The sequence below is a fragment of the Thalassotalea sp. ND16A genome, assembly GCF_000764205.1.
GTDB lineage: Bacteria > Pseudomonadota > Gammaproteobacteria > Enterobacterales > Alteromonadaceae > Thalassotalea_A.
Genome location: NZ_JQDZ01000048.1, coordinates 1 through 19,796, shown reverse-complemented (window position 1 = coordinate 19,796; position 19,796 = coordinate 1). Strand labels below are relative to the sequence as shown.

General features: G+C 42.3%; 20 protein-coding genes. 5 read left to right on the top strand and 15 right to left on the bottom strand.

Going from position 1 to position 19,796, the window contains the following annotated elements; all coding sequences use genetic code 11:
• Nucleotides 1–80: 80 nt before the first annotated feature.
• The 5 genes from ND16A_RS10795 to ND16A_RS10815 form a co-directional block, all read right to left on the bottom strand.
• A complete protein-coding gene (locus tag ND16A_RS10795) occupies nucleotides 81–2,492 on the bottom strand; it encodes an ABC transporter permease (RefSeq protein ID WP_033077291.1) in 2,412 nt (803 codons plus the stop codon).
• Complete coding sequence (locus tag ND16A_RS10800; RefSeq protein WP_033077290.1) at nucleotides 2,489–3,208, bottom strand: ABC transporter ATP-binding protein; 720 nt, start codon at nucleotides 3,206–3,208, stop codon at nucleotides 2,489–2,491. Before ND16A_RS10800 ends, ND16A_RS10795 begins: the two co-directional genes overlap by 4 nt.
• Nucleotides 3,209–3,219: 11 nt before the next feature.
• Complete coding sequence (locus tag ND16A_RS10805) at nucleotides 3,220–4,473, bottom strand: efflux RND transporter periplasmic adaptor subunit (RefSeq protein ID WP_033077289.1); 1,254 nt, start codon at nucleotides 4,471–4,473, stop codon at nucleotides 3,220–3,222.
• A 480-nt stretch (nucleotides 4,474–4,953) separates the two neighbouring features.
• Nucleotides 4,954–5,493, bottom strand: coding sequence for a hypoxanthine phosphoribosyltransferase (gene hpt, locus ND16A_RS10810; RefSeq protein WP_033077288.1), 540 nt, complete (start codon nucleotides 5,491–5,493; stop codon nucleotides 4,954–4,956).
• A gap of 78 nt (nucleotides 5,494–5,571) precedes the next feature.
• A complete protein-coding gene (locus tag ND16A_RS10815; protein WP_033077287.1) occupies nucleotides 5,572–6,693 on the bottom strand; it encodes a pyridoxal-phosphate-dependent aminotransferase family protein in 1,122 nt (373 codons plus the stop codon).
• Nucleotides 6,694–7,017: 324 nt separating this feature from the next.
• Between ND16A_RS10815 and ND16A_RS10820 the strand changes: the two genes are divergently transcribed.
• Nucleotides 7,018–7,857, top strand: a complete 840-nt coding sequence (locus ND16A_RS10820) for an outer membrane protein OmpK (RefSeq protein WP_033077286.1) — start codon at nucleotides 7,018–7,020, stop codon at nucleotides 7,855–7,857.
• A gap of 205 nt (nucleotides 7,858–8,062) precedes the next feature.
• Entirely contained in the window at nucleotides 8,063–9,301 is a 1,239-nt protein-coding gene (locus ND16A_RS10825) for a malic enzyme-like NAD(P)-binding protein (RefSeq protein WP_033077285.1), read from the top strand.
• Between the two features lie 140 nt (nucleotides 9,302–9,441).
• On the opposite strand, the gene ND16A_RS10830 is transcribed toward ND16A_RS10825, so the two are convergent.
• The 3 genes from ND16A_RS10830 to ND16A_RS10840 are packed head-to-tail and all read right to left on the bottom strand — an operon-like array spanning nucleotide 9,442 to nucleotide 11,777.
• Entirely contained in the window at nucleotides 9,442–10,413 is a 972-nt protein-coding gene (locus ND16A_RS10830) for a glutathione S-transferase family protein (protein ID WP_033077284.1), read from the bottom strand.
• Between the two features lie 52 nt (nucleotides 10,414–10,465).
• Nucleotides 10,466–11,323, bottom strand: a complete 858-nt coding sequence (locus ND16A_RS10835) for a pirin family protein (protein WP_033077283.1) — start codon at nucleotides 11,321–11,323, stop codon at nucleotides 10,466–10,468.
• Between the two features lie 13 nt (nucleotides 11,324–11,336).
• Complete coding sequence (locus tag ND16A_RS10840; RefSeq protein WP_081945543.1) at nucleotides 11,337–11,777, bottom strand: DoxX family protein; 441 nt, start codon at nucleotides 11,775–11,777, stop codon at nucleotides 11,337–11,339.
• 206 nt (nucleotides 11,778–11,983) lie between these two features.
• On the opposite strand from ND16A_RS10840, the gene ND16A_RS10845 reads away from it, so the two are divergent.
• The gene (locus ND16A_RS10845) at nucleotides 11,984–12,880 is read left to right on the top strand and encodes a LysR family transcriptional regulator (protein WP_033077282.1); all 897 of its coding nucleotides are present in this window, start codon (nucleotides 11,984–11,986) and stop codon (nucleotides 12,878–12,880) included.
• Nucleotides 12,881–13,056: 176 nt separating this feature from the next.
• Here ND16A_RS10845 and ND16A_RS10850 read toward each other — a convergent pair whose 3' ends face one another.
• A complete protein-coding gene (locus ND16A_RS10850) occupies nucleotides 13,057–13,782 on the bottom strand; it encodes a helix-turn-helix domain-containing protein (RefSeq protein WP_033077281.1) in 726 nt (241 codons plus the stop codon).
• A 321-nt stretch (nucleotides 13,783–14,103) separates the two neighbouring features.
• On the opposite strand from ND16A_RS10850, the gene ND16A_RS19920 reads away from it, so the two are divergent.
• On the top strand, nucleotides 14,104–14,442 hold the full coding sequence (locus ND16A_RS19920) for a DUF1294 domain-containing protein (protein ID WP_235282068.1): 339 nt from the start codon (nucleotides 14,104–14,106) through the stop codon (nucleotides 14,440–14,442).
• A 64-nt stretch (nucleotides 14,443–14,506) separates the two neighbouring features.
• On the opposite strand, the gene ND16A_RS10855 is transcribed toward ND16A_RS19920, so the two are convergent.
• From ND16A_RS10855 to ND16A_RS10880, 6 genes are all read right to left on the bottom strand, one after another.
• Nucleotides 14,507–15,175 carry a YceH family protein gene (locus tag ND16A_RS10855; RefSeq protein ID WP_033077280.1) on the bottom strand — a complete coding sequence of 223 codons (669 nt, stop codon included), beginning with the start codon at nucleotides 15,173–15,175 and terminating at the stop codon, nucleotides 14,507–14,509.
• Nucleotides 15,176–15,301: 126 nt separating this feature from the next.
• The gene (gene tnpC, locus ND16A_RS10860) at nucleotides 15,302–16,885 is read right to left on the bottom strand and encodes an IS66 family transposase (protein ID WP_033077452.1); all 1,584 of its coding nucleotides are present in this window, start codon (nucleotides 16,883–16,885) and stop codon (nucleotides 15,302–15,304) included.
• A 78-nt stretch (nucleotides 16,886–16,963) separates the two neighbouring features.
• Nucleotides 16,964–17,314: an IS66 family insertion sequence element accessory protein TnpB gene (gene tnpB, locus ND16A_RS10865; protein ID WP_033077279.1), complete on the bottom strand. Its 351-nt coding sequence runs from the start codon at nucleotides 17,312–17,314 to the stop codon at nucleotides 16,964–16,966.
• Nucleotides 17,311–17,628, bottom strand: a complete 318-nt coding sequence (tnpA, locus tag ND16A_RS10870; RefSeq protein WP_033077278.1) for an IS66 family insertion sequence element accessory protein TnpA — start codon at nucleotides 17,626–17,628, stop codon at nucleotides 17,311–17,313. The genes tnpB and tnpA overlap by 4 nt, the downstream gene beginning before the upstream one ends.
• 523 nt (nucleotides 17,629–18,151) lie before the next feature.
• On the bottom strand, nucleotides 18,152–18,841 hold the full coding sequence (locus ND16A_RS10875) for a hypothetical protein (protein ID WP_052073020.1): 690 nt from the start codon (nucleotides 18,839–18,841) through the stop codon (nucleotides 18,152–18,154).
• Entirely contained in the window at nucleotides 18,838–19,347 is a 510-nt protein-coding gene (locus ND16A_RS10880; protein WP_033077276.1) for a hypothetical protein, read from the bottom strand. Before ND16A_RS10880 ends, ND16A_RS10875 begins: the two co-directional genes overlap by 4 nt.
• A gap of 358 nt (nucleotides 19,348–19,705) precedes the next feature.
• On the opposite strand from ND16A_RS10880, the gene ND16A_RS21280 reads away from it, so the two are divergent.
• On the top strand, nucleotides 19,706–19,796 hold a 91-nt coding region (locus tag ND16A_RS21280), incomplete at its 3' end, for a transposase (RefSeq protein WP_033077166.1).

The following is a 19,796-nucleotide window of genomic DNA, read 5'->3' as shown; positions in this document are numbered from 1 at the left end:
CCTGTTAGTCTTACTACTTTCTACTTATTACTTACAACTTATTACTTTCTACTTACTACTTTTAACTCACCACTTATGACTTACTCACTTCTCAGTGCTTTTACCGGATCTGCCAGGATAATTTTTCGCACCGGCAGATAACAGGAAATGAAAGCAGTCAGCAATATTACCGGAAAGGTAACGAGGAAAACAAGCTGATTAAATTCAATTTGCTGAGCAATATATTGTCTGCTTGCCAGGTAAGCCAGCGCCGCAAGAACAATACCTGATAATAAGCCAAGCGCAATCGGAATGAAGCTTTCCTTCAGTACCCTGGCCATCACTGTATGGGTTTTGGCACCCAGGGCTAAATGAATGCCGAGCTCATAACGACGCATTTGCGTACTGTAATTTAATACGCCGTAGATACCTGCGGCAGCCAGCAATAATGCTAACAGGGTCAGCGCGATGGCAAGGCCTGCGGCTAATTTATTACGATAAATCTTCTGGTGATGCACTTCCACCAGTGATTCAAATTTAGCTATCCGAATATTCGGGTGTATTTGTTTAAGCAGATTAATCACCTGTTGTTTGCTCAATTCGCCATTGGTTTTCAATTTAATATCAAAGCCTAAATGGATAAACGAGGTGAATGGCAGATAATAACGCTCTGCTGGATTTTCCTGATTGGCGTTAGGCACATAATAATCTTTTGCAATGCCTACAACCTTTAATGGCTCGCGCGCGTTAAGCTGAAAAATTTTTCCTAACGCATCACCAGTGGGTGCAAGTTTACGCGCCAATGATTCACTTAAAATGATCTCTAATACATCTTGTTCCAGGCTGGTCTCTTTGGTAAACGTACGGCCACGGATGATTGGTAACTGCAACGTGTCAAAATAATTATCATCAATCAGATTAACCTGGTAACCACCCACAGGCTGTTGGTTAACATCGTTAAGACGGATACTAATAGAGCCATCAATTGGTGCCGACATTGAGCGAGATACCTGCGCCACCTGTGGCAAGGTCGATAATTTGTCTTTGATTTCCTGAGTTAATATATTGCGTTGTTTATTACTGGTGTAACTTTCACCTTCATCAATGCGCAAATGCATCAGCTGCTGTTCATTAAAGCCTAACGGTTTTAATACGGTCGAGACTGCCTGTTCAATCACTACCGCACCACCCATTAATAACAAACTGGCTAAGGCAACTTGCGAGCAAACAAGGATATTGCGGGTGCTGCTAGAGACTTGCAGTCCCGAGCCTTTACCGCTGCACTGTAATTGCTCTTTCAGTTTTTCATAATTCACCACTCGGCTAGAGAGCTTGGCAAACAAAGCTGCTAAAGACACCGCAATAAGCGCGCTAAACAGCAAGGTTACAGCATCTAGTGACAGTTCATTTAAACGCGGTAAATGGCCCGCGGCTAATTCCCCGAGTAAGACAAAGCCCCAGCCGGCAATTACCAGGCCGATTAAGGCGGAAATACCACATAAAATAAGGCTTTCAGCAAACATCGCGGTAAATAAATGCCCGGGTTTTGCGCCTAATGCCGCTTGAATCGCCATGGTACGCTGCTTTTGCGCGGCCCGGGAGAGAAACAAATTCGTAACGTTCGTGGCAGCAATTAACAATAAACCAATCACCCCGGCAAGTAAGGTTAAGGTAATATTTTGGCTATCACCGATAATCGTGTCTTTGAAACTGGTCAACTGGGCCGACATACTTTCACCCGGTTTGACATTGTCTTGATCGAGAAATAAGGTGTTCAGACTTTTGCTTAAATTGGCACTGGCTTGCTTCATCGTTACGCCGGTTTTGAGTTTGGCAAACGCCAGCACCGAGCCGTATCGCATGCCCCAATCGGTGACATCATTCGCCTGAAAGTCCCACGGCAAAAATATCGCCATATCTTCACTGCGGTGCAGTCGTGGTTCATGGAAACCCTCAGCGCTGACGCCGATGATAGTGAAACTGCTATCGCCGATTTGCGTTTGCTGGCCAATAATTTTGGGGTCAGAGTTAAACCACTTCTGCCAACTGGCATAGCTTAATACGGCAACGGCTCGATGTTGTTCGAACCCTTCATCATCACTAAACCCCCGGCCTAAGTGCATAGGCGGCGCCAGTAATGAAAAGTATTCATTGGTAGTGTAAGCCGCTTGAATGCGTGGCTGCTCAGGATGATCGCTAATGCTTGCCTGCGCATAATAGAGCATCGCCATAGAGGAGGTTGCGGTTTGATTTTTATACCACATCAGCATGCCGGGTATTGTTTGCGCACTGGCGCCTTCTTTACCCTGTTCTTTGGTTAATTGCTTGATCACCACTAACTGCTCGGCATCTGGATACGGTAACTCTTTCACCAATAACAGGTGATTAAGATTGAATATACAAATTAGCGCGCCTAAGGTTAATGATAACGTGGTGATGATAGTGGCGGAAAAACCGGTCACCCGACAAAGTGCATGCAGCGCGAGTTTAAGCTCTTGTATTAATGCTTTCATACCGCCTCCGATAACGTTAGTTCATTGGCCATGACACCATCAAGCAGATGCAACTGACGCTTTGCAATATCGGCATAACGTGGATCGTGAGTCACCATACATATGGTGGTACCTTGGGCATTCAATTGCGCGAGCATTTTCATCACCGCATCGCCGTTGGTGGAATCCAGGTTTCCTGTCGGTTCGTCGACCAGCAATAGTGCCGGATCACCGACTAATGCGCGGGCAATGGCGATTCGTTGTTGCTGTCCGCCGGAGAGCTGGTTCGGTTTATGCGCTGCGCGGTGCGACATTTGTACTTTTTCAAGGCTGGCCATGACTTTTTGCTCGATTTCTTTGGCTGACATCGACTGTTCACGATAGCGCAGCGGCAGGGCAATGTTGTCATATACGCTCAGTTCATCGATTAAATTGAAAGCCTGAAACACAAAACCAATTTTTAAGTTTCTTAATACTGCGCGCTCATTAACCGAAAGGGTGCTGACATCATTTCCTTCAATCAGATAGTTACCGTCATTAGGGCTATCGAGCAAGCCAAGAATCGATAATAAACTCGATTTACCGCAACCAGACGGACCGGAAATTGAAATATAATCACCATCGGCAATCGCCAGGTTTACGCCACGTAGCGCATGCGTTTCTACTTCATCGGTCAGGAATACCTTGGTGATGTTTTTCATTTCGATGATTAATGCTTTGTTGTCTGTTGGTTTCATAATGGTTCCCGTTATTTTGTTATTGTTATCTGAGTGAGGTCCTGCCAACGGGACATATCAGATAGGATAAATGAATCACCGGAGTTGACTCCAGTTAAAATTTGAATAAATTCACCCGTTTCTTCGCCATAGGTAACATCTACTGCCTGGGCGACGGATGAATCTTGTTGTAATTTAAATAGTGTGCCGATGCCGCCAGGCTGTGCATTGACCGGTTTTTTCAGGTAATAGACATCGTGTAAGCTGGCGGTAAAAATGGTGCCGTTGATGTTTAATTCAGGCCGAGAATTTTTTGGTAGCTCGCCACTAAGGGCGACTTCAACTTGAATACTGCCATCAACGACCACCGGATCGATGCGGCTGACTGTACCGGCAACAACACCTGCTCTGGTATCGATACTGACATCTTGTTGAAGTTGAATTTTTTGCATCTGTGACTGCGGGATGGTCAACGTGGCAATGAGTTTATCCATGCTGCCTACCAGTGCCAGTTGCTGGCCAAAACTGACACTTTGCCCTAACTCCAAAGGCAGGCTTTGTAATACCCCGTCGATGCCAGCGCGAACGGTTAAGCGTTCATACTTCTGGTTGAGCACGGCAACTTGTTCATTTTGTTGCTCGATGCGATCTTGCGCAATCAGCAGATTTTCTTGATGCAATTGTTTCAATTGCGCTAACCGTTGTTGCTCGATGTCGTAACGGCGAGACAGTTGCCTTTGTTCGAGCTCAGAGCGTTTGAAATTAATGGTTGAAATAATGCCATTGGCCACCAGTGGTGTTTCCGCTTCCACCTTGAGCTTTGCCAATTCCAAATCCGAGAGCAACAATTCCAAACTGGCTTGTCGGGATAACAGCTCAGATTGTTGGTTAATCATCAATTGACGATAGTTGGTGAGACGGTTTTCACGCTCCCGGCGGGTATCTTTTACTTGTTGCTCAATTTCAGGATTTGATAGCCGTAACAAGATAGTGTCGGCAGTCACTATCGCCCCTGGTTTTAATACGATTTCATCGACAACCGCATCGGCAGGTGCCGTTAATAAGCGTTGCGCTTTCGATTTCAGTTTACCGTAGGCTTGCACCTGTACCGCCAAATCGCCTTGTTGAACTTGTGCCGACCAAATATTATCGCGCGATACTTTATGTGCACCGCTTGGCTGTAGCGCCAGCCAGCCAAATACACTTAGTGCGCAAATTCCAACGACCCAGATCAGCTTGGTTTTGCTCGCCTGGTTATTTTTTGTTTGTTTGATTTTAACGTCCATGGTTTGCTCCTAAGTTTGTGATAACCTTAAGCTGCAAACGATATGCCATACTTGTAATTAATTGATTTTGCAGTAAATAATTTGTTTTGGTGGGGTTTGTAACATACAGTTTTCCCGATTTCATAAAAGAGTTTTTACGAAATCAAAAAAGAAAAAAGCCTAAACTGCAGATGCAGTTCAGGCTTTTGATTATACCGATTCTATTAAGTTTTTTTCCAACTCAGAGCTATGTCAGTGGTTCAATAATAAACTAAATTTTATTGATATAGTTATTCTATATTAATGAAATTTTGTGCAATTAGTGAGCCACTGACAAGCTCCCATGGGTGAGAATTAAAAGGCATTGAGTCTTTTAATTCTCACTGAGTGGGAAAAAATTTAGTAGACTTGGTATCATGCGCGAGCATTTAATTTTTTGTCAACATTCAGCTTGTTTGCGGGTAAAGCTAAAAGTTGTTAGTCGAATATTCAGAGATTGCGTTAAGTATCAGCCACTATTGGCACGACTTTGCCAATATAGGGCAGATGGCGATATTTTTGGGCGTAATCAATACCAACACCAACGACAAATTCATCCGGGATTTCAAACCCTACCCATTTCACCTCGACTTCCTTTTCACGGCGCGTTGGCTTGTCGAGTAAGGTGCAGATTTGGATAGAGTTTGGTTCCCGCAAGTGCAGAATTTGCAACACTTTACTTAAGGTGTTGCCAGTATCGATGATATCTTCTACCAGCAATACATCTTTGCCTTCAATGTTATCATCGAGATCTTTCAGGATATGAACATCACGAGAGCTTTCCATGCTGTTGCCGTAACTGGACGCCGTCATGAAATCAACACTGTGGTTAACATTTATTGCTCTGGCAAGGTCGGCCATAAACACGAATGAACCGCGTAACAACCCCACCATAACCAAATTATCACTATCTTGATAATGATCGCTGATTTGTTGCCCTAACAGGGCAACTCGACTTTTGATCTCTTGTTCTGAGATCATTACTTCAATTGTATGTTCCATTGTAATCTCTTTTTGATTCCACATTATGGAAAGAATTTGTCAGTAAATCTTGTCAATAAATTGGGCTTATTGCTGCTCTTATTGGTTTAATGCATCTTCCAGAGCGGCTAAACATAACGCGACATTTTCACTTCTGGCGGTATATCCCATTAAGCCGATGCGCCATGCTTTGCCTGCTAAATCGCCTAAGCCGGCGCCAATTTCCAGGTTGTATTTGTTTAACAAGTAATCTCTTACTTTCGCATCATCAGCGCCATGAGGAATAGCAATCGCATTTAATTGCGGTAAACGCTGTTCTTTCGGCACGATAAATTCAATACCCAGTTTTTTCAGGCCTTCGGCCAACATCTCATGCTGTGCCTGATGGCGTGCCCAGCGGTTCTCAATGCCTTCATTTTGCAATTGTACTAAAGACTCATGCAAACCGTACAGTGAATTAACCGGGGCGGTATGGTGATAAGTTCGTTTACCATCACCAGACCAGTAACTCATCACAAGTGATTGATCCAGGAACCAGCTTTGTACTATTGTTTTACGGTTTTTGATCACATTTACCGCTTTTTCACTAAATGACAGCGGCGATAAGCCTGGTACACAAGATAAACATTTTTGTGAACCGGAATAAATGGCGTCAATGCCCCAGTCATCTACCTTAAGCTCAATGCCACCAAGGGATGTAACGGCATCTACGATAGTTAAACAGTCGTGTTGCTGCGCTAACGCACATAAGGTTTTCGCGTCAGATACTGCACCGGTAGAGGTTTCAGCGTGGACAAAAGCCAAAAATTTCGCATCCGGATTGGCAATTAAGGCTTGCTCTACTTTGTCTACTTCAACCGCGCGGCCCCAGGGGGAATCAACCACAATTGCTTCACCACCACTGCGGGTTACATTTTGGATCATGCGGTCGCCAAATACGCCATTACGACAGACGATAACTTTATCACCGGCTTCTACCAGATTAACAAAACAGGCTTCCATACCCGCCGAGCCAGGCGCTGAAAGGGCGATGGTAAATTCATTTTTTGTTTGAAAAGCATACTGAAGTAATGCTTTTACTTCATCCATCATGCCGACAAATAATGGGTCTAAATGACCGATCACCGGTCGTGATAATGCCGATAATACTTCTGGGCTAATGTCTGACGGGCCTGGGCCCATTAAGATCCTGCGAGGAGGATTGAATGATTGAAAGTTCATATTAGTTTATGCCTTTATTTGTTGAAATGACGAGTACTTATTTAATTGATAACAAAACCTGTCACAAGTGTCAAGTTTTAGGCTGGTTCGAAACTTTTTTATCCACATGGTGGAAAATGATTAATTGACATCAGTGTCAGGATTTGTAATTTTAAATCCAGATTTAATGAAAACTTAAGCAAATGTTAATTTTTTTTTGATTGGGGTTGCACAGGTTCTTTTAATAAATCTGGTTCATCTACCATTGATAATAATTATAATAAACAAACGAAATTAATAAACAAACGAATCAAGAAACAATATAAATATACATAAGGGTAAACTATGAAAACGAATAAAATGTTAAATGCTGTTGCCACTACCATGATTGCCGCAACGGCATTAGTGAGTGCCACAGCTTTTGCGGAAACCTGGAGCAGCACCGAAGTACACCTGCAAGCCTTTGGTGAGTTAGAGCGAGTAGGTACCGGTGGTACTGCCGATACCACTATCATTACTTTTCAACATGCCGGCGGCTGGGAATATGGAGATAACTTTTTCTTCGTCGACCATTTACGTTACAGCGAAAACAATGATGCTAACTTTCCTGTTGATGACAGCAGTGAATTTTATGGCGAGTGGTATTCAAACTTCAGTTTAGGTGCGATCAGCGGCAATAAACTGGCGTTTGGTCCGGTAAAAGACATAGGTATTGTTGCCGGTTTTAATTTTGCCCCGGAAGTTGACAGCTATTGGTTATTACCCGGCGTGCGCTTTTCATTAGATTTGCCTGGTTTTGCTTTTGCTCAAATTGATGTGACTGGTTACGTACATCAAGGCGGCGGTAGCAAAAACTCTCCGGTGTTTACCGTGGTTGATGAAGACTCAAGTTTCATGGTCGACTTTGCCTGGGCCTACCCGTTCAACATTGGTTCAACCAGCTGGAGCATCGAAGGTCACTTAGAATACATCGATGGCCGTGAACAAACCAATAACTTTGGTACTACCGAACTTGAATCATGGATTTTATTCCAGCCACAAGTTCGCTTAGATTTAGGTGAAGTTTTAGGTAACAAAGCCGGCCAGTTATTCGTTGGTATCGAATACCAATACTGGCAAAACAAGCTGGGTGAAAAAGACACCGATGATAATGCCGTACAATTTTTAGCGGTGTGGCGTTTCTAATCATTTCGAAACAGGCGTTAAGGCGGTTTAGCCGCTTAACCGCCAGCATATCAAGTTCCCAAAAGCTGTTTGTTATACCTTAACAACTGGCACCAAAATCAGCTGTACTGGACATGCAGCTGATTTTACTTTTTACCTGTTCGCAGCAACATTTTTTACTTACTACTTATTTCTTAATACATTGAGAATCATTTAAAGGTCACCTATGAGCGAGTTAAAACAACGCGCGCTGGATTATCACGCCCAGCCAAAACCCGGAAAAATTGCCATTGAAATCACCAAACCTGCCGAAACCAGCGATGATCTATCGCTTGCTTATAGTCCAGGCGTGGCCGAGCCTTGTCGCGAGATCGCCGAAGATATCGACAATGTCTATAAGTACACCGGCAAAGGCAATACCGTAGCGGTTATCTCTAACGGCAGTGCGGTATTAGGCTTAGGCAATTTAGGACCGATGGCGTCGAAACCGGTGATGGAAGGCAAGGCCTTGCTATTCAAACGGTTCGCCAATATTGATTCCTTTGATATTGAAGTCACCCATAATACCCCGGAAGAATTCATCAATACTGTGGCCAGTATCGCCGACACGTTTGGTGGCATCAACCTTGAAGATATTAAAGCGCCGGATTGTTTTATCATTGAAAAAGCGCTGAATGAACGCTGCAAGATTCCGGTGTTTCATGACGATCAACACGGTACCGCCATTGTTACTGCTGCGGCCATGCTGAATGCCTTAGACATTCAAGGCAAAGATATCGGCCATGCCGTCATTGTCTGTTTAGGCGCAGGGGCTGCCGCTATTGCCTGTATGGAGCTGCTGATCCAGTGTGGTGCTAAGCGTGAAAAAATATACATGCTGGATACCAAAGGTGTAGTACACACTCGTCGCACCGCTTTAAATGAATACAAAACCTTATTTGCCAACAATACCGATAAACGCACCTTAGATGACGCGATTGAAGAAGCGGACGTATTTGTTGGCGTGTCCGGCCCTAATTTATTGTCTGCGCAACAGTTATCAAAAATGGCCGATAAGCCCATCGTATTTGCTTGCTCTAACCCAGACCCAGAAATCAAACCTGAACTTGCCCATGCCACTCGCGATGACTTGATCATGGCCACCGGCCGGTCTGATTACCCGAACCAGGTAAATAACGTACTGTGTTTTCCGTTTATCTTCCGCGGCGCATTAGACGTGCGAGCGCGAAAAATAAACAATGAAATGAAATTGGCAGCGGTGCATGCGATACGCGCATTGGCAAAACAGCCGGTGCCAGAAAGTGTGTTAATCGCCAGTGGTGAACAGTCGTTAAGTTTCAGTCGTGATTACATTATTCCACGGCCGATGGATCCAAGGTTGTGTAACCTGGTAGCGAAAGCCGTAGCACAAGCGGCAGTAGACTCTGGTGTGGCCGCATTGCCAATGCCAAATCACTATGATTAAAAGATATTAACGCCACTTAAGCGGATTGATGGTCTCCTGCCCCCACAGCAGACCAAATACCCTTGAGCATCAGCACTGAGCAGTATTAGCACAGGGCAGTAATAGCTCAGCTGCTTGTGCTTCAAAGAGGTTCAAACCTATCAACCGCGCCCGTGTGGTTCCATAAAGTTACTTACAGGTCCTTTCGGGATCACACGGGTAGGGTTGATTGTGTCGTGGCTGCCATAGTAATGCTGCTTGATGTAAGCAATATTTACCGTATCGCTAACCCCTGGGTATTGATACAACTCGCGTAAATACCCGCAAATGTTCGGGTAATCGACAATACGTTTTAAATTACATTTAAAATGACCTACATATACTGCATCAAAACGCACTAAGGTGGTAAATAACCGCCAGTCAGCTTCGGTGATTTTATCGCCGGTTAAATAGCGATTGCTGGCCAGTTTATTTTCTAAAATATCCAACGCGTTAAATAATTCGGTCACCGCTTCATCATAAGCTTGTTGCGTGGTAGCAAAGCCGGCTTTATAAACGCCGTTGTTGATGGTTGGGTAAATAAATTCGTTTAAGCCATCGATATCAGAACGCAACGCTGGCGGATAATAATCGCCGGCTAACGCACCAACTTCATCGAAGGCAGAATTAAGCATGCGAATGATGTCGGCAGATTCGTTGCTGACGATGGTATTTAGTTTTTTATCCCAAAGTACCGGTACTGTTACCCGGCCAGTGTAATCACTGTCGGCCAGGCTATAGATTTGATGCATAAATTCTTTGTAATTGACAAAGTCCGGCACTACGCCATCGCCATCAGCAAAATGCCAGCCACTCTCACCCATAAAAGCATTCACTACAGATAACGAAAGCATTTCTTCCAGGCCTTTCAATTTGCGAAAGATGATGGTGCGATGTGCCCAGGGACAAGCCAGTGACACATACAAATGATACCTGCCGGATTCTGCTTTAAAACCGGCTTTACCACTGGGGCCGGCGCTGCCATCTTTGGTGATCCAGTTACGAAAAGAGGAATCTTTACGAACAAAGCGACCTCCGCTTGATGCCGTGTCATACCAGTCGGTATGCCATTGGCCATTTACTAATAATCCCATGATAAATTCCTTAAAATTCTGTTGTTAAAAGCTGCTGCTAAAATTTCTGCTGTTAAAACTTATGGTTTTGGTAGTCGTCGAACGCTTGCATAATTTCCGCCTTGGTATTCATCACAAACGGACCGCCACGTGCTACTGGTTCATTTAAAGGCTTGCCGGCGACCAATAAAAATCGCGTATCGGTATGCCCGGCAACCACTGATACCGACTCGCCCTGGGTTAACACGCCTAACGTTTTGTGGTTTAGGGTTTTACCCTGATCGCCTATGGTTAGCTGGCCTGCAATCATATAAATAAACGCATTGTGCTCAGTGGCTAAGTCTTGTTGAAAACTTTCCCCGGGTTTTAGCGTGACATCCAGATACGTAGGGTGAACAAACTCATTGCGTACCGGGCCCGTAGTGCCGGCATTGGTGGTGCCGGCAATGACTCGAATATGCGTACCATTTTGCTGATTTTCTTCGGCAATTTCGGCGGCCGGAAACTCCTGATATTTCGGTGCCATCATTTTGTGTTGCTTCGGTAAATTCACCCACAGTTGAAAGCCTTTTAATAGCCCTTCACTTTGCTCTGGCATTTCCGAATGCAGTATGCCCTTACCGGCACTCATCCACTGCACCCCGTGCTTTTCAATCACACCTTCATTGCCGGCGTTATCTTTGTGACGCATTTTACCAGCCAGCATGTAGGTAACGGTTTCAAAACCGCGATGCGGGTGGGTAGGAAAACCGGCAAGGTAATCATCAGGTTGGTCGCTACCAAACGCATCGAGTAATAAAAATGGGTCGAGCATATTTAATTGTGGTGAACCGATAATTCGGGTCATACTCACGCCCGCACCATCACTGGCGGGGATGCCGGGAGTTGCATAACGCAACTCCCTTTGGCTGTTAGATAATTGTGTACTCATAATTGCTCCCACCTTATTTATTACGGTTATCTAATGATAATGGACCGGCGCCAACAGCAAATAATAATAAGTAGCCGCCGGCGATGGTGAAGTTTTTCATAAAGTTATTGATCTCCGCCGCATTGCTAAAGTCGTTATGAAATAATATCGCTGAGGCGGCGCTAAAGCCGGCAAGGGCTAGGGCGGTAACTCGAACTTTAAAGCCAAAGATAATCATTAAGGCACCGAGTACCTCCGTTAATATCACTACGGGTAGCAATGCTCCCGGTACTCCCATCATTTCCATATAACCTTGCGTACCGGCGTATTGACCCATCTTAGTCAGCCCCGACATTAAAAACATAATCGCCAATAAAAATCGTGCTGCTGGGATTGCGTATTTCGCCTTGCTTTCATTTAAGCTGGTTGCATTTGTGCTAGTTTCGTTTGTGGTTGAAAATGTAGTCGTCGTCATCTTGATTCTCCAAATAAATGTCTAATAAGTCAGTGTTAACAAAGCCCGATATTAGTGAATCTGAGCTCTGTTTCGTTAAGTTGGGGTAAGTATATTTGTTGACGATAAATAGAAAAACAGTAAAAATATGAAATGATAGTTCTCAAAATGAGAACAATGGTTGGCTTTATACCAAGTTGACTAACTTGGTATAAGTAGGTGATGTAATGGGTAAGTTAGAAAACATGCGCTTATTCGTGCGGGTGATTGAGGCGGGCAGTATTACCAAAGCCGCGGAACAACTGAACCTGGCGAAATCGGCGGTAAGCAAACGCCTGGCAGATTTAGAAGAGGAATTGGGCAGTAAGCTGATTAATCGCACAACCCGTACGTCCAGCCTTACCGAGGCGGGCGCTAATTATTATCAGCGCAGTTTGTTGATCATTGATGAAGTTGACGAACTCGATGCCAATACCAAAGACAGTGGCCGGGAACTGGCGGGTAATTTAAAGTTGTCGGTGCCGTTGTCTTTTGGTCTGGCACATTTAAATACGGCTTTGGATGAATTTGCCAAACTACACCCTGATTTGACCATGGAAATTGATTTTTCCGACCGGCATGTCGATATCGTTGATGAAGGCTTTGATTTAGCCTTTCGCATTGGCGATTTAAAAAATTCCAGCTTGCAAGCTCGCAAAATTACCAGAATAAACCACGTGCTTTGTGCCAGCCCGGATTATCTTAAGGCCAATAACGCCATTGTTGACCACACGGATTTGCCTGGGCACAGTATTTTAAAATACAAAAATCAGCCATTTACCATTTTCGATGAACATGGAAAATCACACTCCATACTCTCGAGCAGTAAAATTAGTGCCAACAATGGTGACTTCTTAACGCAACTTGCCATATCGGGCCACGGTATTGCATTAGAGCCTACCTTCATTGTTTGGCAAGCTCTGAAAGCCAAGCAGTTAACCTTGGTATTAAGCAATTACAGCATTGCGCCGATGCATGCTTATGCGGTGTATCCACCAAACCGCTACTTGCCAATCAAAACCCGAACGTTAATCGACTTTTTAGTGGCAAGGTTTGGTGATAACCCCTATTGGGATAAGTATTAAAGAGGGACTAATACCAATTTGATTAAGTATATGATCTACTTTTTCATGAGGGAAAACGGATAAATACAATGCATAAAATTTAATAAGTAGTTATTCATACTTATCAATTTTATAAAGCCGTAGTTATTCGTTTTAGCCATTAAAAATGAGCAGATATTTAGTCAACTTGGTATAGACTACCGCTCAGTTGAAAACAGTTTTCGTTCTAACACAAAGCCCATAACACCACAGGCAAACAGTAATACGCCAAGAACCTGTAACCAGGAATTAATGGCACGAGGAATGTTAATGGTGCCACGTTCCGAGAAGTGTCGTTGTCCACCTTCTACCGTTTGCATATACGACTTGCCAAGGTACATTGGCATATCAATCTCGACCTCATCTTTGCGGTTGGTCATTTCAACTTCTTTTGTCCTGCGAAGATCCGCCATTTGCCCTATTGGGGCATCAATCATTCGGCTCCACTCGTGAAAAATATTCTTCGGCTCGCCCTCTAAAATCACTCCCGCAGAATAATACTGGTACCGCACCTCACTGAACACCAGTTTGCTAAAGCCGGTATAAAACAACGTCACCGCCAACACAATTAAGGCACTGCAAAAATATAAATAACGACGCTGGTGTTTAAAGTTTTTGTTGTCTTGCTGCATATACCATAATTCTACGTCGGGTATTTGAACCAGGTTTTGTTTGTCGCTAGCCGAATTGATGCTCTTTAAAAAATCAGCAATTTTAATATTTAACGCCTGTAAAATTTGCCGAAAGATTTCATTAGACGGAACCGATTTATCGTTTTCCAGTTTCGATAAATACGACTGCTCTATTCCCACCAGCTCCGCCAATTGCGGCTGACTTAAATTTCGTTCACTGCGTAGTTTTTTTAATTGTTTACCAAAAGTCATTTTCATACTCCATGCATTGTTAATCATTTTAGAACACATTTGCTGTGTTTTGCATGCTTTATTCTTGGTTATTCCTGCAGGGATAAAAAGCTGAATATTGGAGAATATAGATGAATATCAGTGCTTTTTAATCAAATGCGGCAGTTTTAATATGAGTTTATGCCGTAATTATTGATTCGTTGGGTGAGCGTGGCTAGATGAATAGAGAAACTTATTTAAAAAATACGATGAAGCAGTTATCGTACGCTCTGGCACAAAATATCAAAGTTAAAGTAAAAGGAAGCTGAAAAAATTAATAAATTCTCCATATATTTATCAGTAGTGTTTTTAAGTTTTATTGCTATCGCATTTACTCTTGGCCACTTTCCGCAGCAACTCGTATTTGTATATTTCGGCCTAAGCATCGTTACTTTCTTCATTTATGCGCTGGATAAATCTAAAGCGCAGCGAAACGTATGGCGCACAAAAGAAAGCACCTTACATCTCTTTGCATTACTGGGTGGTTGGCCAGGAGCTGCCATGGCCCAGCAACTGCTTAGGCATAAATCTCAAAAAAGGGAATTTAGAATTGGTTTTTGGCTTACCGTTATTGTGAATACAGTGGCTTTATGTTGGTTGATGTCACCAAACGGCACATACTTAATGAGTATGGTTTTATAAGCACTATGGATAAAAGATTAGGTAAAGGTTTTAAATAACGTTTACCTATTCACTAAATTCATAACTATTTGCTTTCAAGTAATTCGGTTAAGAGAGCAACATCCTCAGTTAATGATGCAACCTGTTGTTCCAACATCTCAACTCGTGCGGCAAGTTCTGATTGGTTTCCTGGCGTTGATTGCACTGCTTGGGTAAATGTTTCGTTTTCAACGATCATATTTTCGTCAAAATCCGAAAATAAATGTACATAGCGAGATTCTCGTTTGCCAGGCTCACGCGCAAGCTTTTTAACAAACTCTATGTCATTAAGGTGTTGCAGTTGGTTGATTGTCGCTTCTACTTCACTGACATCGCTAAAGTCAGCTAATCGGTTAGTGCGGGTTCTTAACTCGCCAGGAGTTTGCGGCCCCCGAAGTAACAGCACACAGATAACGGCTCTTTGTTGTGGCGTAAATTGCAAATCACTAAATTGAGTATTGCAGAAACGGTGGATATATTTATTCACCCGGCCTGATGCCATTTGATCGATCATCAACAGGTTCATTTGAATAAGTTGATCAACTTCATTTTGCACCTCACTTTCAGAGAGTGACATTACCGGCTCGCGGTTACTTTTTTGGTTACAACCATTGGTGAGAGCATTTAATGATAGGGGATATTGTTCGGGTGTAGTGATTTCTTTTTCTAGTGTTACACCAATAACACGACACTGTTGCGCTGATAATGAGATCATTATAGAGAGTATCCTTATGACAGTAGTACTGCATGTTATAACAAGCAACATGGAATAATACTATGTAATTTTATTGAAAATAATATTTAGTGTTTGTAAGCGCACAATTAAGCAGTGCGCCTAACTTTAATCGAACGTTAGCTGCACATTCCAGGGCATAAGGTCGGTCAAGTCATCACCAGTATTTCGGCTTGGTAACTCTCTGAACAAATGCAAGAAGTAGTAATAAGGATTGATGTCATTTGCCCGACAGGTCATGACGATACTATATAGCCAGGCACTGGCTTTTGCTCCAGTCACGGATTTACTGAATAACCAATTTTTCCTACCCGTAGTAAACGGCCGAATATCTCGTTCGGTTACGTTATTATCAATGCCCAGATGACCATCTTCAACATAACGAATGAGTTTATCCCATTGATTTAGTGTGTAGTTGATGGCTTGGCCAATATGACTGCCTTTAATGATTTTGCTATTTGTGTCATCAAGCCAGAGCTTGAAGTTATCTAAGATAGGAACGGCTTTTTCTTGCCGGAGATTATACCGTTCCTCTGGGGTGAGTTGTTGCTTGTCCGCCTTTATTTCCAAGGCGTAGAGTTTGCTGATGAAACTTTTGGCCTTGTTCGCTCGACCTTTGATTTTCGACTCAGCTTTTAAGGCATCTTCGTATTTTCGTCTGGCGTGTGCCCAGCAGCCAACCGGGGTAATACCCTCAATGTTGTCATAGACACTGTAACCATCACATTGTAAATAGCCTTGATAATCAGGCAAAAAGCTTTGCACACAAGCACGACTTCTTCCTGGTTGGTAATCATAAAGCACCACCGGTTGCTTACTTACCTCATTACTGCGATATACCCACATATAGGATTTGCTGTGAGCAAGTTTACCTTCTTCACTGAGCACTTGAACATGCGTTTCATCAGCGCATAAGCTGTACTCATTCACCAAGTGCTCTTGCATCACTTCAACCAATGGCTTAATTAGGTGACCCGCTTTGATGCACCAATTCGCTAACGTGCTGCGAGAGATTTCTAAACCTCCACGCTTATAAATTTCCGCCTGTCGGTACAGAGGCAGTGCATCACAATATTTGGCGGTAACCACCGCTGAAATCGCTTCAGGACTGGCAATACTGCCTGGTATTGGTTGCTTTGGCTTTGGCGCCGTAATGATTTTACTGTGCGTTCCGGTGTGTTCACAATGACGACAAGCGTATTTAAATTGCTTGTGTTTAATCACACTGATTTGGGCCGGAATGATTTTGATTTGTTCGGTATCTTCACTGCCGCATGAGTGCATATCATGCCCACAGCAAGGGCAATCAAGCTCGGTTAACTCATGATTGATTTCTTCACGTTCAAAGTGCTCAGCCAACACTTTCTTGCCTTTTTTGTGGTGTTTCGGCGCATCTTTTGATTGATGTTTTTCTGCTTCGTTAAACATACCGCGCGGGGATTTTTCGCTCTTTTTACCGTACGCTCTTGATTTACTTAACTGAAGATCGGCCAGCAATTTATCTATGCGGGCTTTCATTCTGGCGTTGTCTTTAGCTAACCGCTGAACCGTTTGAGTGAGGGATTTATTTTCATTCGATAATGTTTCATCTTTCTTTGACCAAGATGCTTTTTCAGCCTGCAACGATTCAACCTGTGCTTGTAAAGCGGTAAGTTGTTCTTCAAGAGAAAGGTTGTCAGTTTTCTTTGTCATGCTTATCATCAAAGGCCAAAAGTGAGCAAAGCATGACATACTCACAGGATCGTTCAAGTTCTTTAAAGACGATCCTTTTTACATGACGGATAAACCCGATAGGGTTGGATGTTTTGTCTGATTTTGAACAGGTAAACCGGATAATAACCATTGCAACTGACGTGATTCGATGTGCATCGCAAGACCAGTTTCATTGGCCTGCGGCCACTGAAATCGACCTTGCTCTAAGCGACGATAATACAGCCAGAAACCGTTGGTGTCCCAAAACAAAATTTTCAACTTATCGCGCTGTCGGTTGCAAAACACAAACCAAGCCTCACTCATCGGATCGAGTTCAAGTTGCTCGGCTACAATCACGCTTAGACCATTAATGGACTTACGCATATCCGTGCAGCCAGTCACTAGATAAACTTGCTTTGAAGGTATCATTGCAATGCTTTTACAAAGGCCGATAAACTTGTCGGTGACAATTGTTCACCAAAGGAGAGCTGATACCCATCTGGTGTCGTCAGTGTTATCGTTGAATTTGATTGAACAGAGTCGGTAACAAACAATGGCACTAATTGGTGTTTTTTATCGAGTGCAGGTTCATCAGCTTTATCTTCGGAAAGTCGCTTTTTCCAGAGATAGAAAGTGGAAACCGTGATTTGGTTATTTTTACAAAAGCTGGAGATGCTTAAGCCACTTTGCTTTTGCTGTTCGATGACCGTAAGCCAGTGTTGCTTTTTTTGATTTATATCCATATTTACCTCGCATTTAAAATTACGAAATAATTATCTAAGAACTAAGTGAAAATGGGTATGTGGGGGTTAAAAGACCGCTTACGATTAGCCCACCATTAAGATTTGTTTTTTGACTTAGGTGATTGCATATTACCACGCATGAAGATCAGCCAATAACATTTTCACTCAAAAGTGATCTCCATGGATGTTATTGAGCGATCCTTCTCATGTTAATACTTAGGTGATTTTTCAGGAGGGGACAACTGTATTGAACGCATAATGATTTAACCTACTTAATTCCACGTTCCCATGAGAAATACATTTGTTGCTCACAATTATATATTCATTTGCGAAAATCAACGGAATAACAATATAGGAAGATATCAGGCGTACTGCTGATCATCAAGCGCACCTACGAAGAAATCCAACAAGGAGTTGTTGTGAGATCATATTTGTCGGTGATACATTCTGAATTTATCTAAGTATAATGATAAGAGAAATCTTTTAGATAATAAAAAAGAGCCTTTTGGCTCTTTTTTATGGATTAAGCAAATGACATTCGCTCTAATACGGCTTTGGGTGTATATCGATTCTTTGCCGCCTGATTAGTAAAACCTAGTAACTGGTAAACGTTTCCGCCAATGCCAGGTATTACCTCCCCATCCTTATTGCGTTTTTCATCTTTCGCTAAAAATGTAAAATCAAATTTATCACTTATATCAGAAGGAAATTCCTGCTTTAATTTACCTTCAGCGTTTACATGAGCAACAGGAGAAACAATATGAACCGTACTAGGTGTCATCTGATGTATTAATTCTGTAAGGTTGGTTTTTACTACACAAGAACCAGACATAACAGACTTAACTATAATGATATCATCTGATTCTAGAGCAGGTGCATCAATAAATTTCTTTATTATCGGAGCTGTAGAAGCTTTACCATCTATTGGTGTGTGATGATTATTCCAAAAGCAAGCTAGCGATACTTTGCTAACATGATTACTAATACGGTCTAATAGACCTCTAGCTAAATAATCTACATCTTCTGCAGTCGAAGCTAGACAATAAGATTTACTCTTATCAAGCTTCGGTATAAGTTCATCAGCTAAGAACACACCTAGTCGATACATTGCTTGTTGATAAACTTCAGGAGATTCTTTTGAAAGAAGTGCATCCAATGCAGAAACCACATCAGGCTTATTTTCAAAATTATAAATCCTATTAAATTTTTTCATAATAGCTCCAACCCTAGTAGTTCACTAAATGTACTTGGATTTTCCTTGATTATTACTTTCGAGAGATTTTCAAAATCATCAGAATCCATTTCCAAAAATCCTTCAAAACTAAAACTATTTCTATCACAAGAGTAGCTGTATTTCAATTGATTTTCAAAGACTTCGTATGAAAAACCATCAATATTTTCAAGGATTTTAACAATACGCGATTCTAGCACAGCATTAGCAGTAAAGGAACGTAAAAAATGGGGAGTGATTTTTCCTATCTCTGATAAGAAGTCACTTACAGAAGTAAGCTCATTTTTTTTATTCTCCCAGACTCCTTTCATTACGGTATGTAACTGGGTTAGCTTGTCAATTTCACTGTAAGAGCATATAGCCATGAGCGATTTTTTTAATTCACTTGGCTTAATAAGAGATATATTTAGAGGCTCATTCTCAAATAATATGCAATAAGTATGATCAGCAATACTGGTGGGGATACTTGCACTTAACTTATTATACAACTCCTTGCTGCTTAACGTAAGAACAGTACTCGAATCTTCGATTCCATTATCTTTTTCTAATTTATAATGAAAATTAAAATCACACTCTAAGGGATGAGTCCCTCCAGTCCATGTAATATCCTTAACATTTTTTAGTTGAAAGCTTGAACTAGATTTTAAAGTATTATTAACGATGTTTAAATCATCTACAAACGCAAATATTTGACTATAAATATGTATTTCGTCTTTTGATGTTAATACTTGATAGCATAACTTAGATAACTGAAATATTGCGAAGTCGCTCTCGTAAGCTGTGACATGGTTTAATGGATTCCACTACCCCAGATAAGAGATAATAGTCTTAACTGGAGATAGTAAAATGACACGTAAAAAATATTCAAAAGAATTTAAACAAGATGCAATAGCCTTAGTAAAAGAACAAGGTTATTCGCAAGCAGAAGCATCCAGAA